Raw genomic sequence first — 25,361 nt, 5'->3', positions numbered from 1 at the left:
GTCATCCCTCGTTGCCGCCCACGCGCAGGGGCGCTTCCTCGTCCCTGTTGTCGCCGAAGCCGTGCATGCGCAGTGCCCACTGGTAGCCGACGACGCCACCCTTCACCGGTTGCAGGAGGCCGAGGCACATGGCAAGGGCGAGCACAGGCCACAGCGCCATGTGCATCCACATGGGCCACTCGGCGAAGCTTTCGAAGGTGAGGTTGGCGCCACCAATGACGTGCCCGACGATGGTGATGACGATGTAGGGCGGCAGGTCGTCGGAGCGATGGTGCGACAGGTCCTCGCCGCATGCCTCGCAATTGGGCCTCACCTTGAGGAAGCTCGAGAACAACCGGCCACTGCCGCAGGCCGGGCAGCGGCAGGCGAGGCCGCGCCTCATCGCGCTCCGCCAGTCGCGCGGCGCCTCGAAAGCATTCGTCAGTCGTCCCGTGAAGGCCATGTCGTTTCCTGTTTTGCCCGGGTGTTGCGCGCGCCCTTCTGCCGCGCCGCCTTGCGTGCCGCCGCCCGCTCGGCCGCCTTGGCGCTCCTGGCGGGCCGGAAGGATTTGGCATTGCGGCCGCGCGCACGCAATTGGGCGCTCTGTCGCGCGCCGGCCTTGCCGTCGCTGAGCATCTCAAAACGCAGCGCGCCGGCCACGGGCGCGGCCTCGACGAGACGCACGGTCACGCGGTCGCCGAGACGGAAGGTCTCGCCCGAGCGGGAGCCGACGAGGGCATGCTGCCGCTCGTCGAAGCGGAAGTAGTCGGAGCCCAGCGTCGCCGCGGGCACGAAGCCGTCGGCACCAGTGTGGTCGAGCTTCACGAACAGCCCGGCGCTCGTCACACCGGCAATCTGCCCCTCGAAGGTGGCCCCCACCTGATCGGCCATGTAGTGGGCGATGAGCCGGTCGACCGTCTCCCGCTCGGCCGCCATGGCGCGCCGCTCCGCCGCCGAGATGCGGGCCGCGATCTCAGCCATCTCTTCCCGGGTCATCGTGGCCGGAAGGCCGCCCTCGCCCAGCCTGAGGTGGCGGATCAGGCAGCGATGCACGATGAGGTCGGCATAGCGGCGGATCGGCGAGGTGAAGTGGGCATAGCGGCGCAGCGCCAGGCCGAAGTGGCCGTAGTTGTCCGTCGAATATTCGGCCTGCGCCTGGGAGCGCAGCACGATCTCGTTGATGAAGGCGCGGTGCGGCGTCTTCTCCACCGAGGCCAGAATGCGGTTGAAGAGCGACGGGTGCAGCGCGCCGCCCTTCGGCAGCTTGAGACCGATGGAGGCGAGCACTTCGCCGAGAATACGCATCTTCTCAAGCGAGGGTTCGTCGTGCACGCGATAGGTGAAGGGGAGGTCGCTCTTCTCCAGCGTCTCGGCGGCGCAGACGTTGGCGAGGATCATGAACTCCTCGATCAGCCGGTGCGCGTCGAGCCGCTCGGGCACGAGCACGCGGTCGACCGTGCCATCCTCCTTCAGGATGAGCTTGCGCTCGGGCAGGTCGAGCGCCAACGGCTCGCGCGCGTCGCGGGCGCGCGCCAGGGCGTGGTAGGCGGCCCACAGCGGCTTCAGCACAGGCTCGAGGAGCGGTCCCGTCACCTCGTCCGGCTTGCCGTCGATGGCCCTCTGCGCCTGGGGATAGGCCAGCTTCGCGGCCGAGCGCATGAGCACGCGGTGGAAGCTGTGGCGTTTCTTGCGCCCGTTGGCGTCGATGACGATGCGTACCGCGAGTGCCGGCCGGTCCTCGCCCGGGCGCAGCGAGCACAGGTCATTCGAGATGCGCTCGGGCAGCATGGGCACGACCCGGTCGGGGAAATAGACCGAGTTGCCCCGCTCCAGCGCCTCGCGGTCGAGCGCGGAGCCGGGGAGCACATAGGCGGCGACGTCGGCGATGGCGATGTGGAGGATGTGGCCGCCCGGATTGTCGGGATCCTCGTCCGGCTCCGCATGCACCGCGTCGTCGTGGTCCTTGGCGTCGGCGGGGTCGATGGTGACGAGCGGCAGGGCGCGCCAGTCCTCGCGCCCGGCGAGCGTGGCGGGCTTCGCCGCCTCCGCCTCCCGCAGGGCGGCCGGCGGGAAGACATGTGGAATGCCGTGGGCATGGATGGCGACAAGGCTGATGGCCTTTTCCGACTTCAGGGAGCCGAGGCGCTCGCGCACCTTGGCCTGCGGTGGCCCGAGGCGCGTACCACGCGCGACGGAGACGCTGACGAGGTCTCCATCCTCAGCCTCGCCCTCGGCGCCGGGGGGAATGATGATCTTGCGCCCCAGCGCCTTCTTGTCCACGGGCACGAGGTAGCCGCCGCCACGCTCGCGGTTGGCGCGATAGACGCCGAGTACCTGCGCCTTCAGCTTGGCGATGAGCTTGATGATGCGCCCGATGTAGACCTGCGGGCCCTCGTCCGGGGCAGGTTCGACACGCAGCAGTGCGCGGTCGCCGACGCCCGGCGCAGGCTCGCCCGCGCGCCGCCTGCGTGAAGGGGTGATGATGATGCGCGGCGCCTTGCCGTCCTCGTCCGTGCTCCACTCCGCCGGCTCGGCGACCAGTTCGCCGTCCGCGTCGCGGCCGGTGATGTCCGCCAGCACGACGGGTGGCAGGCGCCCGGCCTTGTGCAGCACCTTGCGGCGCCGATCGATGACCCCCTCGTCCTCCAGCTCGCGCAGCATGCGCTTGAGCCAGATGCGCTGGCCGCCACCGATGCCGAAGGCACGCGCGATTTCGCGCTTGCCGACCTTGCCGGGCGATTCGGCGATGAAGGCGGCGATGTCCTCCTTCGTCGGCAGGTGCGCGTCACCGCGGACGGTGCTGTGGGTGGCGTGCGTGGATTTCAGGCGTCGGGCCAAGGTTCTCGTCCAATCGGTCTTCAGGTCTGTTCTTGCATGGCCCGCGTCGGAAGGCCACCGCTGTTACAGCAACGGCAGCGCCCGGCCGAGAAGCAGACTGCCGGCACTGGCGAGGTCGTTGGAGCCGAAGCCGCGCCGCGGGGCCGCGATGCGTGTCCGCGCGAATGCTTCCGCGATCGCAGGGGGCGCCACGTGGGTGAGGGCGCCCGCCGCCGCGACGAGGGCGAGGGTCTCGGCAATGCGGCGCGCGTTGCGCTCCCGCTCACTGCCGGCTAGGAGGCCCTCGATGTCGGCAAGCGCCTCGCGCGCGCCGGGAAGACCGGAGACCTCCTCGCCGAGGGTGACGAGGACGGAGGCCATCGCCTCTGCATCCCGCTCGGCCGCGCGCAGCACGTCGAGCGCCATGACGTTGCCCGCCCCTTCCCAGATGGCATTGACCGGCGCCTCGCGGTAGAGGCGGGGCATCGGGCTTTCCTCAACATAGCCGTTGCCGCCGAGGCATTCCATGGCCTCGTCGAGGAAGGCCGGCGCCGCCTTGCAGACGAGAAACTTGGCCGCTGGCGTCAGGATGCGCGCCCGCGCCGCCTCGCGCGGGTTCTCGGCGGCGAGGTCGAAACTGGCGGCGAGCCGCATGGCGAGGGCTGTTGCTGCCTCGCTCTCCAGCGCGAGATCGGCGAGGACGGCCGCCATCGCCGGCTGGTCGACGAGCTTGCGCTGCATGACGGAGCGATGGCGGGCGTGGTGCATGGCGAGCGCCAGCCCCATGCGCATCAGCCCGGCCGAGGCGACGACGCAGTCGAGCCGGGTGAGCTGCACCATCTCGATGATGGTGCGCACGCCCTTGCCCTCCTCGCCGATGCGCCAGGCGAAGGCCCGGTGGAACTCCACCTCCGAGGAGGCATTGGAGCGGTTGCCCAGCTTGTCCTTGAGCCGCTGCAGGTGAAGCGCGTTGACGTTGCCGTCCGGGCGGAAGCGCGGCATCAGGAAGCAGGTGAGGCCGCCTGGCGCCTGCGCGAGCACGAGGAAGGAGTCGCACATCGGCGCCGATAGGAACCACTTGTGGCCGGTGATCTCGTATTCGTCGCCGCTCACGGGCTCCGCGCGGGTGGTGTTGGCCCGGACGTCCGTGCCGCCCTGCTTCTCCGTCATGCCCATGCCGACGGTGACGCCGCGCTTTTCCCAGAAGGGGACGAAACGAAAATCGTAGTGCCGCGAGCGGACCATGGGCAACCAGTCGCGCAGCCGCTCCGGCGACGCCCCGATCGCGGCCAGCGAGGCATGGGTCATGGTGAGGGGGCAGAGATGGCCGCTCTCAACCTGCGCCGTGATGAAAAGCCGCGCGGCACGGACGACATGGGAGCTGGCCTGGGTCGCTCCGTTCGCAGCCGGCAGGCTTCGGCCGTTGCCGCCCGCCTCCCAGGTCGAGGCATGCAAGCCGGCCTCGACTCCCGCCTCCATCAGCGCGTGATAGGCCGGGTGAAACTCGACGATGTCGGCGCGCCGGCCCTGTGCGTCATGCGTGCGCAGGCGCGGCGGGTTCTCGTTGGCGAGGCGGCCGAGGTCGAGCCGCGCGGCCGCGCCGCAGCTCTCGCCGAAGGACAGGAGCCCGTTGGCGATGGCATCAACGCCCGCGCTCTTCAGTGCATCGAGGAGCGGCTGGTCGAGAGCAGCCAGGTTGACGTCGGTAAACGGCGGCGTCTGGTTGAAGACTTCGTGGGTGAAAGCCGTATCCGTCACATTGTTCCTCGAGGTCAGGCTGCAAGATCGCATCATGCGCGAACGAATCAGGCCACCCGTCTTCCGCGCCAACGAGGCATGGCATCATCGGCGGACAATGCAAGCCAGACGTACGCGAGTCGCGAGGCGGCTCTCTACGAAGCGAGTATTTGCAAAATTAATGATCGGGTTTCCGACATTTTTAAGGGCCTCGCGTGAACACTCGCCCATGGCCGGGAGAGGCCGCGCGTACGAAGGTGAGGACGTTCATGCGACGGACAGGCGTATCGCTGCGCCTGCGGCTCATGATGCTGGTGGGCGTACCGTTCTTCGGCATGCTCGCGGTCACCGCCATTTCGCTTGTAGGCCTCATTGCCATCGAAAGGGAGCAGACCGAGGCGTCGCGCGCCGCGCAGCTCGAGCAGACAGCCCTCGTCATCCAGGCCGAGCTCAGGGATGTCGACCTATCCCTCGAGCAGCTGCTCACGGGCCGGGGTGACGCGGATCTCGTCCGGGTCGAGGAGCATATGGCGCGCGCCCAGAGCCTGCTCGCCCGCCTCGCCACGCTCGACGCCGGAATGGTCCTGCGTGGTGAGGTCGGCGCCATCGCCGGCGCGCTCGCCCGCATGCGCGAGCGCTTCGTTGATCTCGTCGCGGCACAGGACCGTATCGGCTTCACGCTGGACCAAGGGCTGCGCGGCACCTTCCGCGACGCCGCCGGCGAGATGGAAAGGCGACTGCGGACCGAGGCGCCGCAGGATGCCACGCCGTGGCGGCTGCGGGTCATGAACGCCCTCCTGATGGTGCGCCGCTACGAGAAGGACTACATGCTGACAGGTTCCCAGGAGGCGCTCGGCTGGCACCGGCAGGCGCTGGAGGCGCTGAACCGGGAGCTTGCCGCCGTGCCGGCAGACGAGCGCTGGCTCGCTGATCAGGTCATGCCCTATCTCGGGGCCTACCGTACGGCCTTCGAGCGCCACATCGCGGACACCGCCGCGCGGCGCTCGGCCGAGGCCGCCTTCACGGAGCATCTGCGCGACGGTCTTGGGGTGGCCCAGCGCGTGGTCGCCCTTGCGGGCCAGCACGAGACGACGACCCTCCAGTCCATGCGGACGACGAGCATTGCGCTCCGGCAAGCGCAGGTCCTCGCCCTCATCGTCACCGTCATCCTCTCCGGCCTTGCCGCCTATTTCATGGCGCGCGGCCTGTCGCGTCCGCTGCAGAGCATGATTGACGTCATGCGGCGGCTGCGGGCGGGCGAGCGGGATGTCGTTTTGATCGGCGAGGACCGGCAGGACGAGATCGGCGAGGTGGCGCAGGCCCTCGCCATGTTCCGGGATCATGCGCGCCAGCGCGACGCGCTCATCGCCAACGCCAACAGGAACGCCGCGATGACGCGGCAGCGCGCCGAGCGCCTGGAGGCGCTCGTCACGCGCTTCGAGGCCGACATCTCCCGCACGCTGAGCAGTGTGCGCGACGGGGTGCGCCTGCTCGACGCGATGGCGTCGGACCTGACGAACATGTCGGCCGGCGTCTCGCAGAAGGCGCGCGAGGCCGAGGTGGCCGTCACCGGCGTGTCGGACAACGTGGCTTCGGTGGCTGCGGGTGTGGAGCATCTCACCTCGTCAACGGAGGGCATCGCCAACCGTGCCGCCCAGTCCGACGCCGTCGCCGAGCAGGCAGTGATTGCCATCGGCCACACGGTCGAGACGATCCGCAGCCTGGCCGAACGCGCGGCGCGCATCGAGGAGGTGACGGACATCATCCACGCCATAGCCGACCAGGTGAATCTTCTCTCGCTCAATGCCGCCATCGAGGCGGCGCGGGCAGGGGAGGCCGGCCGCGGTTTTGCCGTTGTGGCGCAGGAGGTGAAGGGACTCGCCGCCCAGACGGCCGGGTTCGCTGACGAGATCTCCGCCAAGATCAAGGAGATCCAGGAGGCTTCCGCAGCGGCCGAGCGGTCCGTGGGAGCAATGAACAGCCTGGTGGCGGAAGTATCCGGCGTGGCGACGGGGGTTGCCGAGGCGGCGCGCCAGCAGCACAGCATCGTTGCCCGCATGGCGGCCGAAACCCAGGCCGTCGCGGGCGAGGCGCGGGCAGGCGTGCTTTCCATGCGCAGCGTCGAAAACGAGGTGGCACGGGCGCTTGCCGCCGCGGCCGCGGTCAGCGAATGGTCGTCGCGGCTGGCGCAGCAGGCGGATGCGCTGGAGGCGAGCGTGCATGCCTTCCTCAAGGGGGTCGAGGCGGCAGATGGACAGGGTGAGGTCCCCTCCGGTCCACAAGGAGGGGCCACTGCGGCTTGACAGCGCGGCAGAACCAATGGCACTGCCCGCCGACGTTTTTGGTTGGAGTGCCGCATGCCAGTCGCTTTCACCTTTCCGGGCCAGGGCAGCCAGGCTGTCGGAATGGGCAAGGCTCTCGCCGACGCCTTTCCGGTGGCCCGCGCCGTCTTCGACGAGGTCGACGAGGCCCTCGGCCAGAAGCTCTCGCAGATCATGTGGGAAGGGCCGCTGGAGACGCTGACGCTGACGGCGAACGCGCAGCCCGCCCTCATGGCCGCGAGCCTTGCCGTAGTGCGCGTGCTGGAGAGCGAGGCCGGCCTCGACATCGCGCGCGACGTGGCCTTCGTCGCCGGGCACTCGCTTGGTGAATATTCGGCTCTGGCGGCGGTGGGCAGCCTCTCCGTTGCCGACACGGCGCGCCTTCTGCGCATCCGCGGCGACGCGATGCAGAAGGCCGTGCCGGCGGGTGAGGGTGCCATGGCCGCCATTCTCGGCATGGAATTCGAGGAGGCCGCCAAGGTCGCGGCCGAGGCGGCCGAGGGCCAGGTCTGCGAGGCCGCCAACGACAACGGCGGCGGGCAGGTGGTGGTCTCCGGTCACAAGGCCGCTGTCGAGCGGGTGGTGGCGCTCGCCCCGCAGCGCGGCGCCAAGCGGGCGCTGCTGCTGCCCGTGTCCGCCCCCTTCCATTGCTCGCTGATGCAGCCGGCCGCCGAGGTGATGGCCGAGGCGCTGTCGAAGGTCACCATCGCGGCGCCCAAAGTGCCGCTTGTCGCGAATGTCCATGCGCGCGCCGTCACCGATCCGCAGGAGATCCGCGAGGGCCTCGTGCGGCAGGTCACAGGCACCGTGCGCTGGCGCGAGTGCGTCGCCTTCATGGCGGCCCAGGGCGTCGATACATTCTATGAGCTGGGCTCCGGCAAGGTGCTGACGGGCCTTGCCAAGCGCATTGCCGCCGGGGCCTCGGCCCAGGCCGTGGGCACACCCGAGGACGTCGCTGCCTACAAGGCGTCGCGCGGGCTCTGACAGCGGAGGGTCGCATGTTCGAACTCAAGGGTCGCAAGGCGCTCGTCACAGGTGCGACGGGCGGCATCGGCGGGGCCATCGCCCGGGCGCTGCACGCGCGCGGCGCCGAGGTGGTGCTCTCCGGCACGCGCCGGGAGGTGCTCGACAAGCTCGCCGCTGAGCTGGGCGAGCGGGTTCACGTGGTGCCGGCCAACCTCGCCGACACGGCCGAGGTGGAGGCGCTGGTGCCCGCAGCCGAGGAGGCGATGGGCGGGCTCGACATCCTCGTCAACAATGCCGGCATCACGCGCGACAACCTCTTCATGCGCATGAAGGACGAGGAGTGGGACGCGGTTCTCGCCGTCAACCTCACCTCCGCCTTCCGCCTCTCGCGCGCGGCGGTGAAGGGCATGATGCGCCGCCGCTTCGGGCGCATCATCAGCATCGGCTCCATCGTCGGCGCCACCGGCAATCCCGGCCAGGGCAACTATGCTGCCGCCAAGGCGGGCCTCGTGGGCATGACGAAGGCCCTCGCCGCCGAGGTCGCGAGCCGTGGCATCACCGTCAACTGCGTCGCTCCAGGCTTCATCGCGACCCCCATGACCGACGCGCTCAACGAGAAGCAGCGGGAATCGATCCTCGGCAATGTACCGGCCGGCCGGCTCGGCACGAGCGAGGAAGTGGCGGCTGCAGTCGTCTATCTCGCCTCCGACGAAGCTGCCTATGTCACGGGGCATACGCTGCATGTGAACGGCGGAATGGCAATGTTCTGAATAGCTTATCGCAACTTCCGGAATCGCCTGCCCGGGTCGGCAAGGGCTCTCGCCTTCACGATCCGAGTATGTTAACAAGCCGTTCTAACCCTGTCCGTGCCCGCCGATACCCATGGGTTCGTGCTGGCTGGCTGGGTGCGGGAGGGGCAGCGATCCCGCCCCGCCTCGGCCCCAAGCTGGAAGTTGTGTTTTCCCGGATCCGTGGGTGAGACTGATATCCCCGGACCTTCGACAAGTGGAACTGAGGACAAACCGATGAGTGATATCGCCGAGCGCGTGAAGAAGATCGTCGTCGAGCACCTTGGCGTCGACGCCGAGAAGGTGACGGACAGCGCCAATTTCATCGACGATCTCGGTGCCGACAGCCTCGACACGGTCGAGCTCGTCATGGCGTTCGAGGAGGAGTTCAGCGTCGAGATTCCGGACGACGCCGCCGAGACGATCGTCACCGTCGGCGACGCGATCAAGTTCCTCGAGAAGAACGTCGCGGCCTGAACGGGCCTTGTCGATCTGCGTGCGGCGCCTTCGTGCGCCGCGCCGGCATTTGCTTGCTGACAGAGTGATTGCATGAGACGTGTCGTCGTCACCGGCCTCGGGATGGTTTCGCCGCTCGGATGCGGTGTGGACGTAACCTGGCGCCGGCTGCTGGCTGGCGAAAGCGGTGCTTCGCGCGTCGAAGCATTTGATGTGTCGGATCTGCCCTGCCAGATTGCCTGCTCCATTCCACTCGAGGGCGAGGGCGCCTTCGACGCCGACGCCTGGATGGAGCCGAAGGAGCAGCGCAAGGTCGACCCCTTCATCATCTATGCGATGGCCGCCGCCAGGCAGGCCCTCGACGACGCCGGCTGGCATCCGACCTCCTACGAGGATCAGATCGCCAGCGGCGTCTTGATCGGCTCTGGCATCGGCGGCATCGGCGGCATCCACGATGCGTCGCTGCTCCTGAACGAGCGCGGGCCCCGCCGCATTTCTCCCTTCTTCATTCCCGGGCGCCTCATCAATCTGGCCTCGGGCTATGTGTCGATCGAGCACGGGCTCAAGGGCCCGAACCATGCGGTCGTCACCGCGTGCTCGACCGGCGCCCACGCCATCGGTGACGCGGCCCGGCTGATCGCCCTGGGCGATGCCGACGTCATGGTCGCCGGTGGTACCGAATCGCCCATCAACCGCCTGTCACTCGCGGGCTTTGCTGCCTGCCGGGCCCTGTGCACGACCTTCAACGACGATCCGAAGCGCGGATCGCGCCCCTATGACCGCGACCGTGACGGCTTCGTCATGGGCGAGGGTGCGGGCATCGTCGTGCTGGAGGAATACGAGCACGCCAAGGCGCGCGGCGCCCGCATCTATGCCGAGGTCATCGGCTACGGCATGTCAGGCGACGCCTTTCATATCACCGCCCCGTCGGAGGACGGCGATGGCGCCTACCGCTGCATGAAGGCGGCTCTCAAGCGGGCAGGGATCACCCCCGCGGACGTCGACTACATCAACGCCCATGGCACCTCGACCATGGCCGACGAGATTGAGCTGCGTGCCGTGGAGCGGCTCGTCGGCGATGCCGCGGGCAAGATCAGCATGTCGTCGACCAAGTCGGCCATCGGCCATCTGCTGGGTGCGGCGGGCGCCGTGGAGGCCATCTTCTCCATTCTCGCCATCCGTGACCAGGTGGCGCCGCCTACTCTCAATCTCGACAACCCGTCGGTGGAAACAGCGATCGATCTCGTCCCGCACAAGGCGCGGCAGCGCGAGATCAACGTCGTTCTGTCGAACTCGTTCGGTTTTGGTGGCACGAACGCGTCACTTGCTTTTCGCAAGGTCGACGCCTGAGTTGTGTCCGGCGGCGTGCTTTCGCCATAATCGATCCTAGTGTTGGGGCGAAGGCACGTTCTTCGCGGGAGGGTCAGCCTGATTCCGATGGGCGAGAACGAGCACGCATCGTCGGTGCAGGATCCGGCGCGTAATGTGGACCCGGCGCCGCGCGTCGCCCCACGCAGTCCGAGCGAGGCGATCAAGCCAATGGTAGCACCACCTCCACCGCCGCGTGTCTCCCGCCGTCGCCGCGGCGGGCTGCTGTCCGCGCTCAGCGCCTTCTTCACCTTCATCATGATCGCCGTGCTCGCCTTCGGCGCCGCTGTCTATCTCGGGCAGCGGCAGCTCGATGCGCTGGGCCCGCTTGCGGAGGACAAGGCGGTGGTCGTGCGCGGCGGCGGGCAGACCGTCGCCGAGACATTGCGACGGGAAGGCGTGATCGAGTATCCGCTGCTCTTCGTGCTCGGCCTCTACCTCACGGGGAAGAACGACGAGCTCAAGGCGGGCGAATATCTCTTCAAGCGCCAAGCCAGCCTGCGCGAAGTGATGGACACCATCGCTTCGGGCCGCACGCTCCTGCATCCCATCACCCTGCCGGAAGGCCTGACGAGCGAGCAGATCGTCGCCCGCTTGATGGAGAACGACTTGCTCACCGGCCAGATCAACGAGGTGCCGGCCGAGGGCACACTGCTGCCCGAGACCTACAAGGTCGCTCGCGGCACGCCGCGCCAGGTTCTGATTGACCGCATGAAGGCGGACCAGAAGCGCGTCGTGCAGGAGATCTGGGCCAACCGCGATCCCGACCTGCCCCTCAAGAGCCCGGAGGAGCTGGTCATCCTCGCCTCCATCGTGGAGAAGGAGACGGGCGTTGCGGCCGAGCGGCCGCGGGTTGCGGCGGTGTTCGTCAACCGCCTGCGCAAGGGCATGAAGCTGCAGTCCGACCCGACGATCGTCTACGGCCTCGTGGGCGGCAAGGGGACGCTCGGCCGTGGCATCAAGCGCAGCGAGATCAACCAGCCGACGCCCTACAACACCTACGTCATCCCCGGCCTGCCGCCGGGCCCTATCGCCAACCCGGGCCGCGATGCGCTGCAGGCGGCCGCTCGGCCGAGCAAGACGAACGACCTCTATTTCGTCGCTGACGGCAGCGGCGGCCATGCCTTCGCCGAGACGCTCGACGAGCACAACCGCAATGTGCAGCGCTGGCGCAAGATCGAGGCCGGGCGCCCGTCCCCCGGCGCCGCACCCGACGTGGACCGGGTCGAGCCCGACGAGGGCGGCGCGCCGCCCGCGGGGGATCCGCAGAAGCAGGGCGCCGCCGGCACGCGCGGACCGAAGATCTACGACGCTTCGGAAGGCACACCCAAGGATCCGCTGCGGAACAAGACCTTCGACCTCACGTCGCCCAAGGTGGTGCCGGACGCGAGCAAGCTCATCGAATAAGCCGCGCGGCGGTGTGTTTCTGCTCCCGGTGGCCGGTCGCAGGACAGGCATCGGCGGGCTGCAGGGCGGCCCGATGTGCATTTCACGAGGCATCATGACCCTTCGCAGTATGACCGGCTTCGCCCGCGAGGCGGGCGATACGGGGCCTTATCGCTGGGCCTGGGAGATCAAGACCGTCAACGGCCGCGGGCTCGACCTGCGCCTGCGGCTGCCCCCCGGCCACGAGGCGCTGGGCGAGATGGCGCGGCAGCTCATCGGCAAGGCGCTCGGACGCGGCACCTGCCATGCCAGTCTCTCGCTCGCGCGGGCGGAGCAGACGCCGGTCGCCCGCATCAATACGGCGCTGCTCAACGGGCTTATCGATTCGCTCAGGGGGATCACCCTGCCTGCCGGCATCGCGTCGGCGACGCTCGACGGGCTGCTCTCCGTGCGCGGCGTCGTGGAGATCATCGACGATGCCGACGACGAGGCGCTGCTGGCGCGTCTTGCGGCGGATGTCGAAGCCGGCCTGTCGCGGGCGCTTGCGGCTCTCGTCGCCGCGAGAACCGCCGAGGGTGAGGCGCTCGCAGCCGTTCTTTCCGCTCAGATCGACCGCATCGCCGAGCTTGCGGCCGCCGCAGAAGCCTGCCCGGCCCGCCAGCCGGAGGCGATCAAGGCCCGTCTCGCCGCGCAGGTGGCTGCCCTTCTCGACAGCGACCGGCGCCTCGACGAGACGCGGCTGTACCAGGAGGCGGTGCTCATCGCGGCCAAGGCCGACATCCGGGAGGAGCTGGACCGTATCAAGAGCCACGTGGAGAGCGTGCGCGCACTGCTGGCCGAGGGCGGCGTCATCGGCCGGCGGCTCGACTTCCTCGCCCAGGAGCTGTCGCGGGAGGCGAACACGTTGTGCGCCAAGGCGGGCGATGCCTCCTTGACGGCCATCGGTCTTGACCTCAAGACGGTGGTGGAGCAGTTCCGCGAGCAGGTCCAGAACGTCGAATGAACAAGCTTTCCTCCGGCCCCGCGATCGAGCGTCGCGGGCTCGTCCTCATCCTGTCCTCGCCTTCCGGTGCCGGCAAGACGACGCTCACGCGCAACATGATCGAGAAGGCGGAGCTCGGGCTGCGCCTGTCCATCTCGGTCACCACGCGCCAGCGCCGCCCGTCGGAGATCGACGGCGTGCACTACCATTTCATCGAGAAGGACCAGTTCTTCTTCATGCGCGACCGGGGCGACCTGCTCGAATGGGCCGAGGTGCACGGCAACTTCTACGGCACGCCGCGCCGGCCCGTGGAGGAGGCCCTCGCCGCCGGCCACGACATGGTCTTCGACATCGACTGGCAGGGCACACAGCAGATCGTGGAGAAGATGCGCTCCGACGTCGTCACCTGCTTCATCCTGCCGCCCTCCATGGCGGAGCTGAAGGCGCGGCTGGAGCGGCGCGCCGAGGATGCCGAGGACGTCATCGCGCAGCGGCTGCAGAACGCGCGCGACGAGATCGCGCGCTGGTCGCTCTACGACTACGTGCTCGTCAACGACGATCTCGGGCGGGCCTTCAACGAGCTCGTCGCCATCCTCACCGCCGAGCGCCTGAAGCGCGAGCGCCGCGTGGGGCTGGAGGCCTTCGTCAACGAGCTGCTCAGTGAGGAGAAGGGCCGGGCGCCGCGCTGATCCGCATCGCGGCGGCCCGTCCGGTCCACCGGCGCAGGACCCGCATCAGCGGCCTCTCGAAGCGTCGGTGCACAACGAGCGCGACCGCAACCGAGGCGACGAGCGCCAGCGCCACGTAGCCCCAGGCCGCGCCGATGCCGGCAAAGCCGGCGGCGACCACGGCCAGGCGGAGTGGCCTGAGCACGAAGGGATGCACCAGATAGAGCGCGTATGACGCATCCCCGAGCGCTGCCATGAGGCGCTCGGTCCGCGGCCCGTTCTGCGCCTGATGCCCGAGCGCCGCCGCCGCGACGAGGAGCGCTGCCGGGACGCCGTAGGCGACGAGCGGAGGCAGGACGAGCCACCCATCCGGCCGCGCGAGGTCGAGGTGCAGCAACAGCACGCCGCCAGCGGCGAACGCGGCGCGTGCCGGCAGGGTGAGCCTGATGCCGTCGGCACGCAGGAGCGCGAGGCCCATGCCGAAGGCGAATTCGAGCACGATGGGGTCGCTCCAGAATTCGAGGATGGTGGGCGGCTGTATGCCCAACCTGTGCAGGGTCTCGCCCACGACAACGAGAAGGACAAGGGCGGCGGTCACCGTGGCCACCGCTGCCGCGCGGCGCAGCAACAGCGCCGCGGCGAACAGCCCGTAAAAGAACATCTCGTAGTTCAGCGTCCAGCCGAGCGAGAAGACCGGCCGGATGAGGCCGTCGCTTCGTTCCACGGGGATGAACAGGAAGGAGGCCACGATCTGCCAGAGGTTCGGCGCTGCCTTGTTGAGTGCGCTCGGCAGCAGCACCAGGCTGACGAGGAAGAGAAGTGTCGCCGTCCAGTAGAGCGGCACGATGCGGATCAGGCGCCGCGTCAGGAAGAAGCCCGCCGCGCCGGAGACGCCGAAGAGCTCCTCGCTCGTGTAGACCATGATGAAGCCGGAGATGACGAAGAAGACATCGACCCCCGCCATCCAGGGCAGCAGCTCGCTGTGCTCGAGCACCAGCCCGGCGCGCGCCGCGATAACCTCGGCGTCGTACTCGGCGTGGAAGACCACGACGGCCAGGGCCGCAAAGGCGCGCAGGACCTGGACGGCGAGGAGCTGTGCCCTCTCCGTGCGGCCGGCGGCGGGTGCCCGCTCGCTCCGGCTCGCGCTGAGGGGCGTGGCGATCGTCGTCATGGGATGACACGGACTGCTGCGCACGGGCGGCGCGGGCCGTAAAGGACGGGCCCGTTGCAACGCAAGATGGCCTCGGCAGCTCCCCTCATGCCCCGCTTCCCGCTGAATTCGGAAGAATTTTAGGGATTTTTACCATGGCCCCGGAGAGCGGGCCAAAGGCTCAAAGGTGTAGGTGCCGATCGAGTACCCTTGCCAGGGCGAGGTAGCCGGCGACGGGAATATCCTCCGCACGCGCTGTCGGGGCGAGGCCAGCCTCCTCGATGAGCCGGGTCGTGTCGCCGCCAGCGAGCCCCTTCAGGCTCTGACGCAGCATCTTGCGCCGCTGCCCGAAGGCCGCCTGGGTGACCGCCTCGAGCGCGCCTAGGCGGCAGGGTTCGGGCTCCGCCCGCGGCACGATGTGTACCACTGAAGAGACCACCTTCGGCGGCGGCACGAAGGCGGAGGGGGAGACGTCGAAGGCGATGGAGGCCCGCGTCCGCCAGCCGGCCAGCACGCCCAGGCGGCCATAGTCCTTCGGGCGCCGCTCGTCGGCCACGATGCGCTCGGCGACCTCCCGCTGGAACATCAGCGTCAGGGATTGCCACCACGGCGGCCACGGCTCGGTGGTGAGCCAGCCGACGAGGAGGGCGGTACCGACGTTGTAGGGCAGGTTGGCCACCACGCGCGCCGGCCCTGGCGGCAGATGGGCCGTGGGGTCGAGGGTGAGCGCATCGGCGTTGATCACCGTGAGGCGGCCGGGATAACGCTCGGCGATCTCGGCAAGCGCCGGCAGGCAGCGCTCGTCGCGCTCGATGGCGAGCACGTGCCGCGCGCCACCGGCGAGGAGGGCGCGGGTGAGCCCTCCGGGCCCCGGCCCGACCTCGACCACGCTGACGCCTTCGAGCGGGCCCGAGGCGCGCGCGATGCGCATGGTCAGGTTGAGGTCGAAGAGGAAGTTCTGGCCCAGCGACTTCTTGGGCATCAGCCCGTGGCGCTGCACCACCTCGCGCAGCGGCGGCAGGTCGTCGATGGCGCTCATCGGCTGGCCGCCGCCAGCCGGCCCGCGAGCCGCAGCGCGGCGCACAGGCTGTCCTCTCGGGCCACGCCCTTGCCCGCGATGTCGAAGGCTGTGCCGTGGTCCGGCGAGGTGCGGATGAAGGGAAGGCCGAGCGTCACGTTCACCGCCTCGTCGAAGGCCAGAGCCTTGATGGGGATGAGGGCCTGATCGTGATACATGCACAGCGCCGCGTCGTAACCGCGCCGCGCCCGGGCGTGGAACATGGTGTCGGCGGGGTAGGGGCCGCCAGCCTCCAAGCCTTCGGCGCGCAGGGTGGCGATGGCCGGGGCGATGATGGCCTCGTCTTCCGAGCCCAGCGCGCCCTTTTCCCCGGCATGAGGGTTGAGCCCGGCGATTGCGAGACGCGGGCGGGCGATGCCGAAGCGCGCCGAAAGATCGCGGGCGACGATGCGGCCCGTCTCGACGATCAGCTCCGTGGTCAGCGCCGCCGGCACGGCCGCCAGCGGTATGTGGACGGTAACGGGCACAACGGCGAGATCTTCGCTCCACAGCATCATCACCGGATGGGGAGCGGGTGTGCCGGGCCGGGCCGCGAGGGCGGCCAGGTATTCCGTATGCCCCGGGTGGGCGAAGCCCGCCTCGTAGAGGACGTGCTTGGCGATCGGGTTGGTGACGACGGCGGTGCACGCACCGTCCCGGGTGAGGCGCACCGCAAGGTCTATGGCGGCGATGATGCCCGCCGCCCAGCGCGGGGAGGGGACGCCCGGCTCGGCCTCGACCTCGTGACCCGTCTCGATGACGGGCAGCGCCCTGTCGAACCTGCTGGCGGCATCCTGCGGCGTCGCGACCTCGACGGGGACGTCGAGCGAGAGCCGGGCGGCAAGGCCCTGCATGAAGGCGCCGGAGCCGACGAGGGCGAAGGGCGGCAGGGCCGCTTCCCGGCGCCGCAGCCAAGCCCTCAGCGCGATCTCGGGGCCGATGCCCGCGGGATCGCCCTGTGTCAGCGCGAGGGCCTTGCCTGTCATGTCAGTTGCTGCTCACCCCGTCGGTGAGCGAGGTGCCATTCTCGAGCTGGTGCTGATAGCTGACCTCGCCGATCGTGCGCAGCTCCAGCCGGAACATGAGCGTCTGGTCGCGGTTCTTCGTGCCGGTCGCCGCGTCCTTGTAGCTCGAGGAATAGGTGATGCCGAACAGCGTACACTCGTCCTGGTAGACGGCGCCGAGCGAGAGGCCCGCCACGGTCCAGGGATTGGACTTGGCATAGGGCATCTGCGGATTCGCGATTGAGTTCTGCCGATCCTGCAGGTAGCGATCGAGATCGAGCAGGATCGATCCGTTCAGCGACCAGTTGTCCGACACCTTGAGTCTGGCGCTGGTCAGCAGGCCCTCGCGGCGCGTCGGATAGCCGAGCTCCGGCTGGGCCGCGTAGCGCGCATACATCACTCTGGTCGTGACCGGGCCGAGGGTCGCATTGGCCTGCAGCTCAAGGCGGCGCAGGCTGAAGTCCCGCTCGTCGAAGCGGCCGCGGCCGGTGAAGGACAGCCTGGAGTTCGGCGCGATGTGGATGCGGCCGACATAGTCCGAGCGCTTCGTCTCGAGGCCCGAGTTGAGGCCGACATGGGCAATGTCGCCGGCGGCATAGGAGTTCCGGCCGGCGAGCTGGTAAGACTGGCCGAAGAGGACGTCGGCATAGCCGCCCTTGTCCATCGTCAGCGCGTATTTCAGGCCGACATTGGCCCGCACGCCGCCCTCGACGCGGTCGTAGCCCGAGAACTTGTTCCACTCGAAGAGGTTGGTGTCGTCGAAGACGAGGCTCTGCGCGTCCTCGTTCGGCAGCTCTCCGATCCGCGTCTCGCGCGGTCGCACCAAGATCTGGCCGATCGGCTCGATGGTGTGCGTGCCGAGGCCGTTGGTGGCGGCGATAAGCGGGTAGCGGTACTCGAGGCCGACGGTCGGCATCGCCCGGGCGAGGAAATTCTCGTTCGGGTTGAGGAAGTTCGAGATCTCGCCGTTCTGGTAACGGGTGGTGTTGATGTCGAGCGCGTAGGCGTCGACACGCAGGCCGGCGAAGGGGGTCCACACCTGGCCCAGCGGGTCGATGAAGCTGCGCCGCCAGGACAGGCCGACGGAGGCGCGCGTCGTCGTGCCGCCGACGCCACGCACGATGCAGTCCGCCGGCGTGAAGGTGCCACAGGTGTAGTAGATCGAGCGGCCGCCGGACGTGGTGAACAGGGGTGTCGACAGCGCGTTTGGCACGCTCGCGTACTGCGCCGCATCACGCGTCAGGCTGGTGACGTTGGCGTCGATCGTCACCTCGCCGCCGAGGAAGCTCGGGCCCGGCAGACGCTTGTTGTAGTCGAGCACCGGGTGCACGACAGGCTGCTGCTTCTGCCAGTCCTCGTAGGACAGCGAGCGGAAGTAGTAGCCACGCAGATCGAAGAAGCCGGTATCACTGCGACCCGTCAGATAGACCGTGGAGGTCGATTCCTTGAAGTAGGTCGAGGTGATGCTCTCGCTCTTGATCTTGTAGTTCTGCAGGAACCACTTGTCGGTCGTCAGCGCGACATCCCAGCCCCACTTCCACTGCTGGTTGATGTCGAAGCGCCCCGTCGTCTCGATGGACCCGCGGAACGTCTTGTCGCCGGCACCCAACGGCGGCGGCAGGAAGGCCTTCTTGTCCTGCTGGAAGATGCCGGCCGCGCGGATGTTGTAGGAGCCGTTCATCAGCCGGTGCCGCCACTCCACCTGGCCGAGGACGCCCTGGCGGCTGAGGATGGTCGGCGTGATGGTGAGGTCGTAGTTGGGCGCCAGATTCCAGAAGAACGGCAGCGACGCGCCGTAGCCGAGCGACGACGAGGTGACGAAGCGGGGGGCGAGGAAGCCCGTCTTGCGCTTCACCGTCGGGTCCGGCGTCGAGAAATACGGCATGTAGAGGAGAGGCACACCCCAGAACTCGATGGAGGCGTCCTCGTAGTAGATCATCTGCTCGCTGTTGTTGTGGATGATCTTGGCAGCTTTCACCTGCCACAACGGGGGACGCGAGGGGTCCTTCTTGCACGCCTCGCAGGCCGTGTAGGTGCCCTTCTCGAAGGTGGTGGATTCGCCGCTGGTGCGCTCGGCACGCGGCGCGGAGAAGCGCGTCTTGTCCGTCGTCTCGATGCGCAGCGAATCGATGAAGCCGTCGCGGAAGTCGTCCGTCAGCTCGAACCGTTCGCCGGTGGCGACGGTGCCGTCGGTCTCGGTCAGACGCGCATTGCCCTCGGCATAGACGCGGCGCGTGTTGCGGTCATAGGTGACGCGGTCGGCCTCGAGCACCCGGCCCTGGTAGTAGAGGTGCACGTCGCCGACAGCCGAAACGGTGTTCTTGTCGTTGTCGTAGACGATCTCGCGCGCCTCGACGACGAGGTGCTCGTCCTGGTTGCCGCTCTGCTGGGTGGTGGCGGCGAGGCGGTCGTTGAGCGTGCCCTGCGCGTTCGCAGCCTCCGACGCGCCGACGCACAGCGCCGCCGCGATCGCTAGCCCTGCGACCGTGCCGTAACTCGAGCGCATACCCACACCCTGCCGGTTCCTGCCTTTCCCGCGGCGCATCAGCCATCCTCCTGATAGAGGAGGGCGAGCACCCCGAGCAAGCTCCCAACGACTGCCGGAAACCACGCCGCGACCGGCGGACTGACGAGGCCCGACGCGCCGAGGTCCTTCATGACTTCGGTCGCAACATAAAGCACGAAGCCCGCGACGACGCCACCGAGAACCATCCGCGCCACACCACCAAATCGGAAAAACCTTAAGGAAAAAGATGCGGCGACCAGCACCATGGCGACGAAGAGAAGCGGCCGCGCCAGCAGCATGTCGCGCTGCAGGCGGTAGCGCGTGGCGTCGAGCCCGGCGCGTTCCGTGCGCTCGATGACGCCCGAAAGGCTCCAGAACGGCACGGCATCGGGCGAGGTGAAGCTCTGCCGCACCTGAGCGGGGTCGAGTGTCGTGGCCAGGTGATAGCTGTCGTGGTTGCGCGGCTCCGCATCGACGGAGAGGATGCGGACGTTCTTAAGATCCCAGTAACCCTCTTTCAATTCTGCCTGGTTCGCCTCGATCCGCTCGCGGAAGGCGCCATCTGGGGAGAAGAGGAAGACGGTGACGCGTGCCAGCGTGGTCGTGTTCTCCACCGCGACCTCGGCGCGGATGATGGCCTGACCGTCGACGCTGTTCTGGCGCAGCCAGATCTCCTGTCCGCCAGAGGCGCGGGTGGCCGTCGCGAAGATGCGGCCCTCGATCGCGCTCGCCTGCTGCTTCATCAGCGCAGACAGCGGATTGTAGAGCGCAACCGAGAAGATGCCGATGCCGAGAGCCACGAGCAGCCCCGGCTGCAGGAACTGCCAGACGGAGATGCCCGCGGCGCGCGCCACCACCAGCTCCAGCCGGCGGCTGAGGTTGAGGAGGGCGGCCATGGCGCCGAACAACATGGCGAAGGGCAGCACCTGCTCCGCCACCGACGGCGTGCGCAGCAGGGACAGCATCGCCATCAGGCCGGTCGAGGCACCCTGTGCGTCGCCGGCACGGCGCATCAGTTCGACAAAGTCGAGCGTGTAGATGAGGGCAAAGACCGTGCCGAAGACGCCCGCGATCATGACGAGGAAGCGGGCGGAGAAATAGCGCGTGAGCGTCGGGCCGATGAGCATCATGTCAGGCCCTCCGCAGCCGCGGCAGGAAGGCGGCGATGTAACCGGCCACGGAATCGGCCACCCGCGCCATGCGGCGTTTCAGGCTGTGCCCGCCGAAGATGAGGAAGAGCGCGCCGAGGCTGCCGAGGATGGGGGCGCCGTAGACGCCCACCACCGCCGCCGGCGTCCGCACGAGGGCGCTCGAGGCTGCGAAGCCCGCGATGCGCACCAGCACCACGGCGACGAGCGCCGCGGCCATGGCCGAGCCGCGGCCCTGGCGCGTCGTGCGCGGCTCGCCCAGCGCGGCGAAGGCGATCAGCGTGAAGGCGATGGTATAGAGCGGCGCGGCGAAACGCTCGTGCAGCTCGGCGCGGAACCGCCCCACCTGCATCTTGTAGTAGTTCTCCTCTTCGTTCGGGAAGAGGAGTTCCATCGTGGAACGCTCGCGCGGCTTGTAGACGATCTCGCCGCCGTTCTCGCCGAAACTGGAGAGGTCGATAGCGTAGCGCTCGAAGGTGACGATGGCGGAATCGCGGCTGTTCGGCTCCTGCCGTTGCACTGATCCCTTTTCAAGGATGAGGTAGCTCTGGCCGTTGACGTCCACCGTCTGGCCGCGCTCGGCGAGATAGATTGTCGTCTTTTCGGGGTCGCGCCGGTCCTGCATGAAAATGCCGAGCAGGGCATCGCCGGCACGCTGGCGGAAATGGAAGGTCAACCCCGATTCGAGGGTGGTGAACTGGCCTTCCTTGACGATCGTGGCGACGAAATCCGCGCGGATCTGCGTGATGAGGTCGCGCAGCGCGGCGAAGCTTGCCGGCATCAGGTAGAGCGTCATGGCGGCGACGACGATGCTCACCGCCAGCATGATGACGGCGAAGGGCCGCAGCAGCCGCCCAGGGGCCATCCCCGCGGCGCTCATGACGATGAGCTCGGAGTCGCCGTTGAGCTTGTTGAGCACGTAGAGTGTGGCGATGAACAGCGCGACCGGTGCGATGATCGTGATCAGCGCCGGCAGCGACAGCATCGTCACCGTGAGGAAGATGGCGAATGTCTGGCCCTTGCCGGTGACGAGATCGAGCTCCCGCAGGATCTGGGTGACCCAGATCACGAGCGTCAGCGCCACGAGACAGGCCATGAAGGCGATGACCGCATTGCGGAAGATGTATCGCTCGATCTGGCCCATTATCCCGCCTGGTCGCGCCCCGCCCCGTCCGCCTTCCAGCGCTTGGAGCTAATCTGCCGCGACCGCTTCGGCAAGAGGCAAGACGTGCCGCCTCGCTTTCTCGTCATTCCGGCCGGCTGCCTGCCCAAGCTCTCCATGCATGCTATATCTGCCCAGACGACGGGCCGGATTCGTGGCAGCAGATGCCGGGCCACGCGCAGAACGGCAACGGGGACGACGACATGGCGCACAACGTGAAGCTCGAGTTCAAGCCCTACGACAAGCCGGCGGAGGGAGGCGACGTCGTCGTCTTCGTGGGGGCCGACCGCAAGAGCGCGCCGTCTGCGGCCGGCCTTCTCGGGGCCGAGCTCGACGAGACCATCGCCCGCGCGGCCGAGCTTGAGCGTTTCAAGGGCAAGGCAAAAAGCGTGTTGGTGCTTATTGCCCCAGGCGGCCTTGCCGCCGACCGGCTGATCGTCGCCGGCCTCGGAGAGGGCGAGGAGCGCGCCAGGCTCGACTGGACAGCCCTCGGCGGCGCCGTCTGCGCCCGGCTGTCCGCCGGCGGCCATGCGCACGTGCTCTTCGAGGCGCCGGGCGAGGCCGCCTCAGCCGAGAACGCCGCCGATTTCGCCCTCGGCGTTCTCCTGCGCTCCTACCGGTTCGACCGCTACAAGACGAAGAAGAAGGACGATGACAACGGCGGTGCGCCGGCGCGGGTCACCATCCACGTTTCCGATCCGGCGGCCGCCAAGCGCGCCTGGAAGTCCCGCGCTGCGGTGGCTGATGGCGTCTTCCTGGCCCGTGACCTCGTCAACGAGCCGCCGAACGTGCTCTACCCTGCCGCCTTTGCGGAACGCGCGGCGGAGCTCTCCAGGCTTGGCGTCGATGTCGAGATCCTCGACGAGAAGGCCCTGAAGAAGCTCGGCATGCGGGCGCTGCTCGGCGTCGGGCAGGGCTCGCACAACGAGAGCCGGGTCGTCATCATGCGCTGGAACGGCGCGCGGGACGATGTGAAGCCCATCGCCTTCGTCGGCAAGGGCGTCACCTTCGACACGGGCGGCATTTCCATCAAACCCGCACAGAACATGGAGGACATGAAGGGCGACATGGCGGGCGCTGCCTGCGTCGTCGGCCTCATGCACGCCCTTGCCGCGCGCAAGGCCAAGGTCAATGCCATCGGCGCCATCGGCCTCGTCGAGAACATGCCCGACGGCAGGGCCCAGCGTCCGGGCGACATCGTGACGTCGATGTCAGGCCAGACCATCGAGATCGTCAACACGGACGCCGAGGGGCGGCTCGTGCTTGCGGACGTGCTCTGGCACGTGCAGGACAAGTACGGCCCCGCCTTCATGGTGGACCTTGCCACCCTGACGGGCGCCATCCTCGTGGCGCTGGGCACCGAGCATGCTGGCCTGTTCTCCAACAACGACGAGCTTGCCGAGCGCATCGCCGCCGCTGGCCGCGCCACGGGCGAGAAGGTGTGGCGCATGCCGCTCGCGCCCGAGTACGACAAGCTCATCGACTCCAAGTTCGCTGACATGAAGAACACCGGCGGGCGCAACGGCGGCTCCATCACCGCCGCCCAGTTCCTGCAGCGCTTCGTCAACAACACGCCGTGGGCGCATCTCGACATTGCCGGAACGGGCATGTCCTCCCCATCGAGTGACATCAACCAGAGCTGGGGATCGGGCTGGGGCGTGCGGCTGCTCGACCAGCTGGTGAAGGATCACTACGAGAGCTGACCGGAAAGGCCATGGCCGAGGTGCTCTTCTACCATCTGCAGCGCCAGCCGCTCGAGGCGGTGCTGCCGGTGCTCATCACGAGGAGCCTCGAGCGTGGCTGGCGTGTCGTCGTCGAGGTGCCCGACGAGGAGCGTCTCGCGGCGCTCGACGATCACCTGTGGACGTTCTCGGAGGAGAGCTTCCTGCCGCACGGCACGGAGAAGGAGGGGGATGCGGCGAGCCAGCCCGTCCTTCTCACCACCGGGCGGCACAATCCCAACGGTGCGCAGGTGCGCTTCCTCGCCGCCTCGGCGCGCCTGCCGGACAGCGTCGATGGCTACGAGCGCATCGTGCTGATGTTCGACGGCAACGACGCGGAGGCCCTGGTCGCGGCGCGCGAGGAGTGGAAGCGGGCGCGCGAGATGGGCCTCGCCGCCACCTACTGGCAGCAGGACGAGGCCGGTCGCTGGATCAAGAAGGCCTGATCGGCCTTCCTCCAGCCATGGAACCGGCGCACCACTGCCACCCGGCCGCTGCCGCCTGCACGGTGCCGGCCTCAACAGCGTCGGAACACCGTCTTCCGACGTGTCAGCCGGATGGAGCCATGTCGAAACGAGCCACTTTCCTCCTCCTTGTCGCTTTGTTTCTCCCTCTCGGCCTCGCTGCGCCGCTCGCTGCGCAGGAAGAGAGCGAGCCTGCCCCAGCGGTCTCCGCTCCGGCGAGCGACGAGGTCGGCCAGGCGCGCCGCGGCGCCCGCCGCGAGCAGGCCGAATCCCGGCGGCTGCCGCCGGCCGTCACCACAGAGCACCAGATCACGATCGGCGGCGAGACGATCGAGTACCAGGCCATCGCCGGCAGCATCGTGCTGGAGGGTGCCAACGGCCGCGCAGAGGCCGACATCGCCTTTGTCGCCTATTTCAGGAAAGGGGCCGATCCGCAGCAGCGGCCGATCACCTTCGCCTTCAACGGCGGCCCCGGTGCGGCGTCGGCCTATCTGCACCTCGGGGCCCTCGGCCCCAAGCGGCTCTCCTTCGGCAATGAGGGCGAGGTGCCGTCGAGCCCGCCGGTGCTGAGTGACAATGAGGAGAGCTGGCTCGCCTTCACCGATCTCGTCTTCGTCGATCCGGTCGGCACCGGCTTCAGCCGCTTCCTGACGGATGATGCCGAGGTGCGCCGCCGCTACTGGTCGGTGGAAGGCGACATCTCCGCGCTCGGCAGCTTCGTCTGGCGCTTCCTTAACCGCTACGACCGGCTCGCGTCGCCCAAGGCACTGGTGGGCGAGAGCTACGGCGGCTTCCGCGTGCCGAAGCTGGCCCGTGCGCTGCAGACGCGCTTCGGCGTCGGCGTCGGCACGCTGGTGATGATCTCGCCGGTTCTCGACTTCGCTCTCATCGAGGATGGGCCGGTCTCGCCGCTCGCCCCCGCCGCGCGGCTGCCGTCCTTCGCGGCCACGGCGCTGGAGCGGGCAGGCAAGACCGTCACCAGCCGCGCGCAGCTTGCCGAGGCAGAGCGCTATGCGGAAGGGCCGTTCCTTACCGATTTCCTGCTAGGGCCGCGCGACAGGAAGGCGAGGGAGCGACTCATCGCCGATGTCACTCGCCTCACCGGCCTCGATGAAGCCCTGGTGCGCCGGTTCGCCGGCAGGGTGGACCTGACGAGCTTTGTGCGCGAGCTGCACCGCGACCGGGAGCGGGTGGGCAGCTATTACGACGGCAACGTCACGGCTCTCGATCCCGACCCCTTCGCCGCCCGGTCGGAGTTTGACGATCCGGTGCTCGACGGTTCCGTCGCGCCGCTCACCAGTGCGAGCGTCGACTACCTCGCCCGCGCGCTTGGCTACAGGGTCGATGCGCGCTATCACCTGCTCAACCGGGAAGTCAGCGGCCGCTGGAACTGGGGCTCCGGCCGCCGGCAGCCCGAGGTGCTCAGCGACCTTGCGGCCGTGCTGGCCCTCGACGGGAAGGCCCAGGCACTCGTCGTGCATGGCTTCACGGATCTCGTGACGCCCTATTTCTCCTCCAAGCTGGCGCTCGACCAGCTGCCGGCGCTCGGCAGCGACGGTGCGCGAGTCGGGCTCGAGGTGTTGCCAGGCGGCCATATGTTCTACACGCGCGACACTTCGCGCCGCGCCCTGAAGGAGGCCGTGCGTCCACTCTATGAACGGGTGAAGTAGGAGAGGATGAC

General features: G+C 68.5%; 20 protein-coding genes. 11 read left to right on the top strand and 9 right to left on the bottom strand.

Annotation, left to right across the window (positions count from 1 at the left end):
* Window position 1: 1 nt before the first annotated feature.
* The 3 genes from HNQ73_RS09010 to HNQ73_RS09000 all read right to left on the bottom strand — a co-directional run bounded on the left by HNQ73_RS09010 (window position 2) and on the right by HNQ73_RS09000 (window position 4,554).
* On the bottom strand, window positions 2–442 hold the full coding sequence (locus tag HNQ73_RS09010) for a DUF983 domain-containing protein (RefSeq protein WP_183334450.1): 441 nt from the start codon (window positions 440–442) through the stop codon (window positions 2–4).
* Window positions 421–2,817, bottom strand: a complete 2,397-nt coding sequence (gene rnr, locus HNQ73_RS09005; RefSeq protein WP_373284891.1) for a ribonuclease R — start codon at window positions 2,815–2,817, stop codon at window positions 421–423. The genes HNQ73_RS09010 and rnr overlap by 22 nt, the downstream gene beginning before the upstream one ends.
* Window positions 2,818–2,880: 63 nt before the next feature.
* Window positions 2,881–4,554, bottom strand: coding sequence for an acyl-CoA dehydrogenase family protein (locus tag HNQ73_RS09000; RefSeq protein ID WP_244650042.1), 1,674 nt, complete (start codon window positions 4,552–4,554; stop codon window positions 2,881–2,883).
* Window positions 4,555–4,802: 248 nt separating this feature from the next.
* Between HNQ73_RS09000 and HNQ73_RS08995 the strand changes: the two genes are divergently transcribed.
* The 8 genes from HNQ73_RS08995 (at window position 4,803) to gmk (ending at window position 13,489) form a co-directional block, all read left to right on the top strand.
* Window positions 4,803–6,836: a methyl-accepting chemotaxis protein gene (locus tag HNQ73_RS08995; RefSeq protein WP_183334448.1), complete on the top strand. Its 2,034-nt coding sequence runs from the start codon at window positions 4,803–4,805 to the stop codon at window positions 6,834–6,836.
* A 54-nt stretch (window positions 6,837–6,890) separates the two neighbouring features.
* The gene (gene fabD / locus HNQ73_RS08990; protein WP_183334446.1) at window positions 6,891–7,838 is read left to right on the top strand and encodes an ACP S-malonyltransferase; all 948 of its coding nucleotides are present in this window, start codon (window positions 6,891–6,893) and stop codon (window positions 7,836–7,838) included.
* Window positions 7,839–7,852: 14 nt separating this feature from the next.
* Window positions 7,853–8,590 carry a 3-oxoacyl-[acyl-carrier-protein] reductase gene (gene fabG / locus HNQ73_RS08985; RefSeq protein WP_183334444.1) on the top strand — a complete coding sequence of 246 codons (738 nt, stop codon included), beginning with the start codon at window positions 7,853–7,855 and terminating at the stop codon, window positions 8,588–8,590.
* Between the two features lie 255 nt (window positions 8,591–8,845).
* Window positions 8,846–9,085 (top strand): acyl carrier protein, encoded by a 240-nt coding sequence (locus tag HNQ73_RS08980; protein WP_019401507.1) that lies wholly within the window; start codon window positions 8,846–8,848, stop codon window positions 9,083–9,085.
* A gap of 72 nt (window positions 9,086–9,157) precedes the next feature.
* Window positions 9,158–10,414: a beta-ketoacyl-ACP synthase II gene (fabF, locus tag HNQ73_RS08975; RefSeq protein WP_183334435.1), complete on the top strand. Its 1,257-nt coding sequence runs from the start codon at window positions 9,158–9,160 to the stop codon at window positions 10,412–10,414.
* A gap of 189 nt (window positions 10,415–10,603) precedes the next feature.
* Complete coding sequence (gene mltG / locus HNQ73_RS08970) at window positions 10,604–11,839, top strand: endolytic transglycosylase MltG (protein WP_244650040.1); 1,236 nt, start codon at window positions 10,604–10,606, stop codon at window positions 11,837–11,839.
* 94 nt (window positions 11,840–11,933) lie between these two features.
* The gene (locus HNQ73_RS08965) at window positions 11,934–12,821 is read left to right on the top strand and encodes a YicC/YloC family endoribonuclease (RefSeq protein ID WP_183334432.1); all 888 of its coding nucleotides are present in this window, start codon (window positions 11,934–11,936) and stop codon (window positions 12,819–12,821) included.
* Window positions 12,818–13,489 (top strand): guanylate kinase, encoded by a 672-nt coding sequence (gene gmk / locus HNQ73_RS08960; protein ID WP_183334430.1) that lies wholly within the window; start codon window positions 12,818–12,820, stop codon window positions 13,487–13,489. The genes HNQ73_RS08965 and gmk overlap by 4 nt, the downstream gene beginning before the upstream one ends.
* Here the strand turns inward: gmk and HNQ73_RS08955 are convergent.
* The 6 genes from HNQ73_RS08955 to lptF all read right to left on the bottom strand — a co-directional run bounded on the left by HNQ73_RS08955 (window position 13,458) and on the right by lptF (window position 21,477).
* Entirely contained in the window at window positions 13,458–14,639 is a 1,182-nt protein-coding gene (locus HNQ73_RS08955) for an acyltransferase family protein (protein ID WP_183334428.1), read from the bottom strand. The genes gmk and HNQ73_RS08955 overlap by 32 nt on opposite strands.
* 160 nt (window positions 14,640–14,799) lie before the next feature.
* Window positions 14,800–15,657: a 16S rRNA (adenine(1518)-N(6)/adenine(1519)-N(6))-dimethyltransferase RsmA gene (gene rsmA, locus HNQ73_RS08950; RefSeq protein WP_183334426.1), complete on the bottom strand. Its 858-nt coding sequence runs from the start codon at window positions 15,655–15,657 to the stop codon at window positions 14,800–14,802.
* Window positions 15,654–16,661 carry a 4-hydroxythreonine-4-phosphate dehydrogenase PdxA gene (gene pdxA, locus HNQ73_RS08945; RefSeq protein WP_183334424.1) on the bottom strand — a complete coding sequence of 336 codons (1,008 nt, stop codon included), beginning with the start codon at window positions 16,659–16,661 and terminating at the stop codon, window positions 15,654–15,656. Before pdxA ends, rsmA begins: the two co-directional genes overlap by 4 nt.
* Before the next feature lies 1 nt (window position 16,662).
* On the bottom strand, window positions 16,663–19,185 hold the full coding sequence (locus tag HNQ73_RS08940; protein ID WP_183334422.1) for an LPS-assembly protein LptD: 2,523 nt from the start codon (window positions 19,183–19,185) through the stop codon (window positions 16,663–16,665).
* Window positions 19,186–19,223: 38 nt separating this feature from the next.
* The gene (gene lptG, locus HNQ73_RS08935) at window positions 19,224–20,312 is read right to left on the bottom strand and encodes an LPS export ABC transporter permease LptG (RefSeq protein WP_183334939.1); all 1,089 of its coding nucleotides are present in this window, start codon (window positions 20,310–20,312) and stop codon (window positions 19,224–19,226) included.
* Window positions 20,313–20,316: 4 nt separating this feature from the next.
* A complete protein-coding gene (gene lptF / locus HNQ73_RS08930) occupies window positions 20,317–21,477 on the bottom strand; it encodes an LPS export ABC transporter permease LptF (protein WP_183334420.1) in 1,161 nt (386 codons plus the stop codon).
* 221 nt (window positions 21,478–21,698) lie between these two features.
* Between lptF and HNQ73_RS08925 the strand changes: the two genes are divergently transcribed.
* The 3 genes from HNQ73_RS08925 to HNQ73_RS08915 all read left to right on the top strand — a co-directional run bounded on the left by HNQ73_RS08925 (window position 21,699) and on the right by HNQ73_RS08915 (window position 25,350).
* Entirely contained in the window at window positions 21,699–23,198 is a 1,500-nt protein-coding gene (locus tag HNQ73_RS08925; RefSeq protein ID WP_183334938.1) for a leucyl aminopeptidase, read from the top strand.
* Between the two features lie 11 nt (window positions 23,199–23,209).
* Window positions 23,210–23,662 carry a DNA polymerase III subunit chi gene (locus HNQ73_RS08920; RefSeq protein ID WP_183334418.1) on the top strand — a complete coding sequence of 151 codons (453 nt, stop codon included), beginning with the start codon at window positions 23,210–23,212 and terminating at the stop codon, window positions 23,660–23,662.
* 119 nt (window positions 23,663–23,781) lie between these two features.
* Window positions 23,782–25,350, top strand: a complete 1,569-nt coding sequence (locus tag HNQ73_RS08915) for a S10 family peptidase (RefSeq protein ID WP_183334416.1) — start codon at window positions 23,782–23,784, stop codon at window positions 25,348–25,350.
* The last annotated feature ends 11 nt before the right edge of the window (window positions 25,351–25,361 follow it).

Source organism: Chelatococcus composti, from assembly GCF_014201415.1.
Classification (GTDB): domain Bacteria; phylum Pseudomonadota; class Alphaproteobacteria; order Rhizobiales; family Beijerinckiaceae; genus Chelatococcus_A; species Chelatococcus_A composti.
This window is presented reverse-complemented; position numbering and strand designations above follow the sequence as displayed.

What these genes read in the sequence shown, in the direction of transcription:
- HNQ73_RS09010 (WP_183334450.1), bottom strand. Translation starts at nt 442, where the DNA reads ATGGCCTTCACGGGACGACTGACGAATGCTTTCGAGGCGCCGCGCGAC.
- HNQ73_RS08995 (WP_183334448.1), top strand. Translation starts at nt 4,803, where the DNA reads ATGCGACGGACAGGCGTATCGCTGCGCCTGCGGCTCATGATGCTGGTG.
- fabD (WP_183334446.1), top strand. Translation starts at nt 6,891, where the DNA reads ATGCCAGTCGCTTTCACCTTTCCGGGCCAGGGCAGCCAGGCTGTCGGA.
- fabG (WP_183334444.1), top strand. Translation starts at nt 7,853, where the DNA reads ATGTTCGAACTCAAGGGTCGCAAGGCGCTCGTCACAGGTGCGACGGGC.
- HNQ73_RS08980 (WP_019401507.1), top strand. Translation starts at nt 8,846, where the DNA reads ATGAGTGATATCGCCGAGCGCGTGAAGAAGATCGTCGTCGAGCACCTT.
- fabF (WP_183334435.1), top strand. Translation starts at nt 9,158, where the DNA reads ATGAGACGTGTCGTCGTCACCGGCCTCGGGATGGTTTCGCCGCTCGGA.
- mltG (WP_244650040.1), top strand. Translation starts at nt 10,604, where the DNA reads ATGGTAGCACCACCTCCACCGCCGCGTGTCTCCCGCCGTCGCCGCGGC.
- HNQ73_RS08965 (WP_183334432.1), top strand. Translation starts at nt 11,934, where the DNA reads ATGACCCTTCGCAGTATGACCGGCTTCGCCCGCGAGGCGGGCGATACG.
- gmk (WP_183334430.1), top strand. Translation starts at nt 12,818, where the DNA reads ATGAACAAGCTTTCCTCCGGCCCCGCGATCGAGCGTCGCGGGCTCGTC.
- HNQ73_RS08955 (WP_183334428.1), bottom strand. Translation starts at nt 14,639, where the DNA reads ATGACGACGATCGCCACGCCCCTCAGCGCGAGCCGGAGCGAGCGGGCA.
- rsmA (WP_183334426.1), bottom strand. Translation starts at nt 15,657, where the DNA reads ATGAGCGCCATCGACGACCTGCCGCCGCTGCGCGAGGTGGTGCAGCGC.
- pdxA (WP_183334424.1), bottom strand. Translation starts at nt 16,661, where the DNA reads ATGACAGGCAAGGCCCTCGCGCTGACACAGGGCGATCCCGCGGGCATC.
- HNQ73_RS08940 (WP_183334422.1), bottom strand. Translation starts at nt 19,185, where the DNA reads ATGCGCTCGAGTTACGGCACGGTCGCAGGGCTAGCGATCGCGGCGGCG.
- lptG (WP_183334939.1), bottom strand. Translation starts at nt 20,312, where the DNA reads ATGCTCATCGGCCCGACGCTCACGCGCTATTTCTCCGCCCGCTTCCTC.
- lptF (WP_183334420.1), bottom strand. Translation starts at nt 21,477, where the DNA reads ATGGGCCAGATCGAGCGATACATCTTCCGCAATGCGGTCATCGCCTTC.
- HNQ73_RS08925 (WP_183334938.1), top strand. Translation starts at nt 21,699, where the DNA reads ATGGCGCACAACGTGAAGCTCGAGTTCAAGCCCTACGACAAGCCGGCG.
- HNQ73_RS08920 (WP_183334418.1), top strand. Translation starts at nt 23,210, where the DNA reads ATGGCCGAGGTGCTCTTCTACCATCTGCAGCGCCAGCCGCTCGAGGCG.
- HNQ73_RS08915 (WP_183334416.1), top strand. Translation starts at nt 23,782, where the DNA reads ATGTCGAAACGAGCCACTTTCCTCCTCCTTGTCGCTTTGTTTCTCCCT.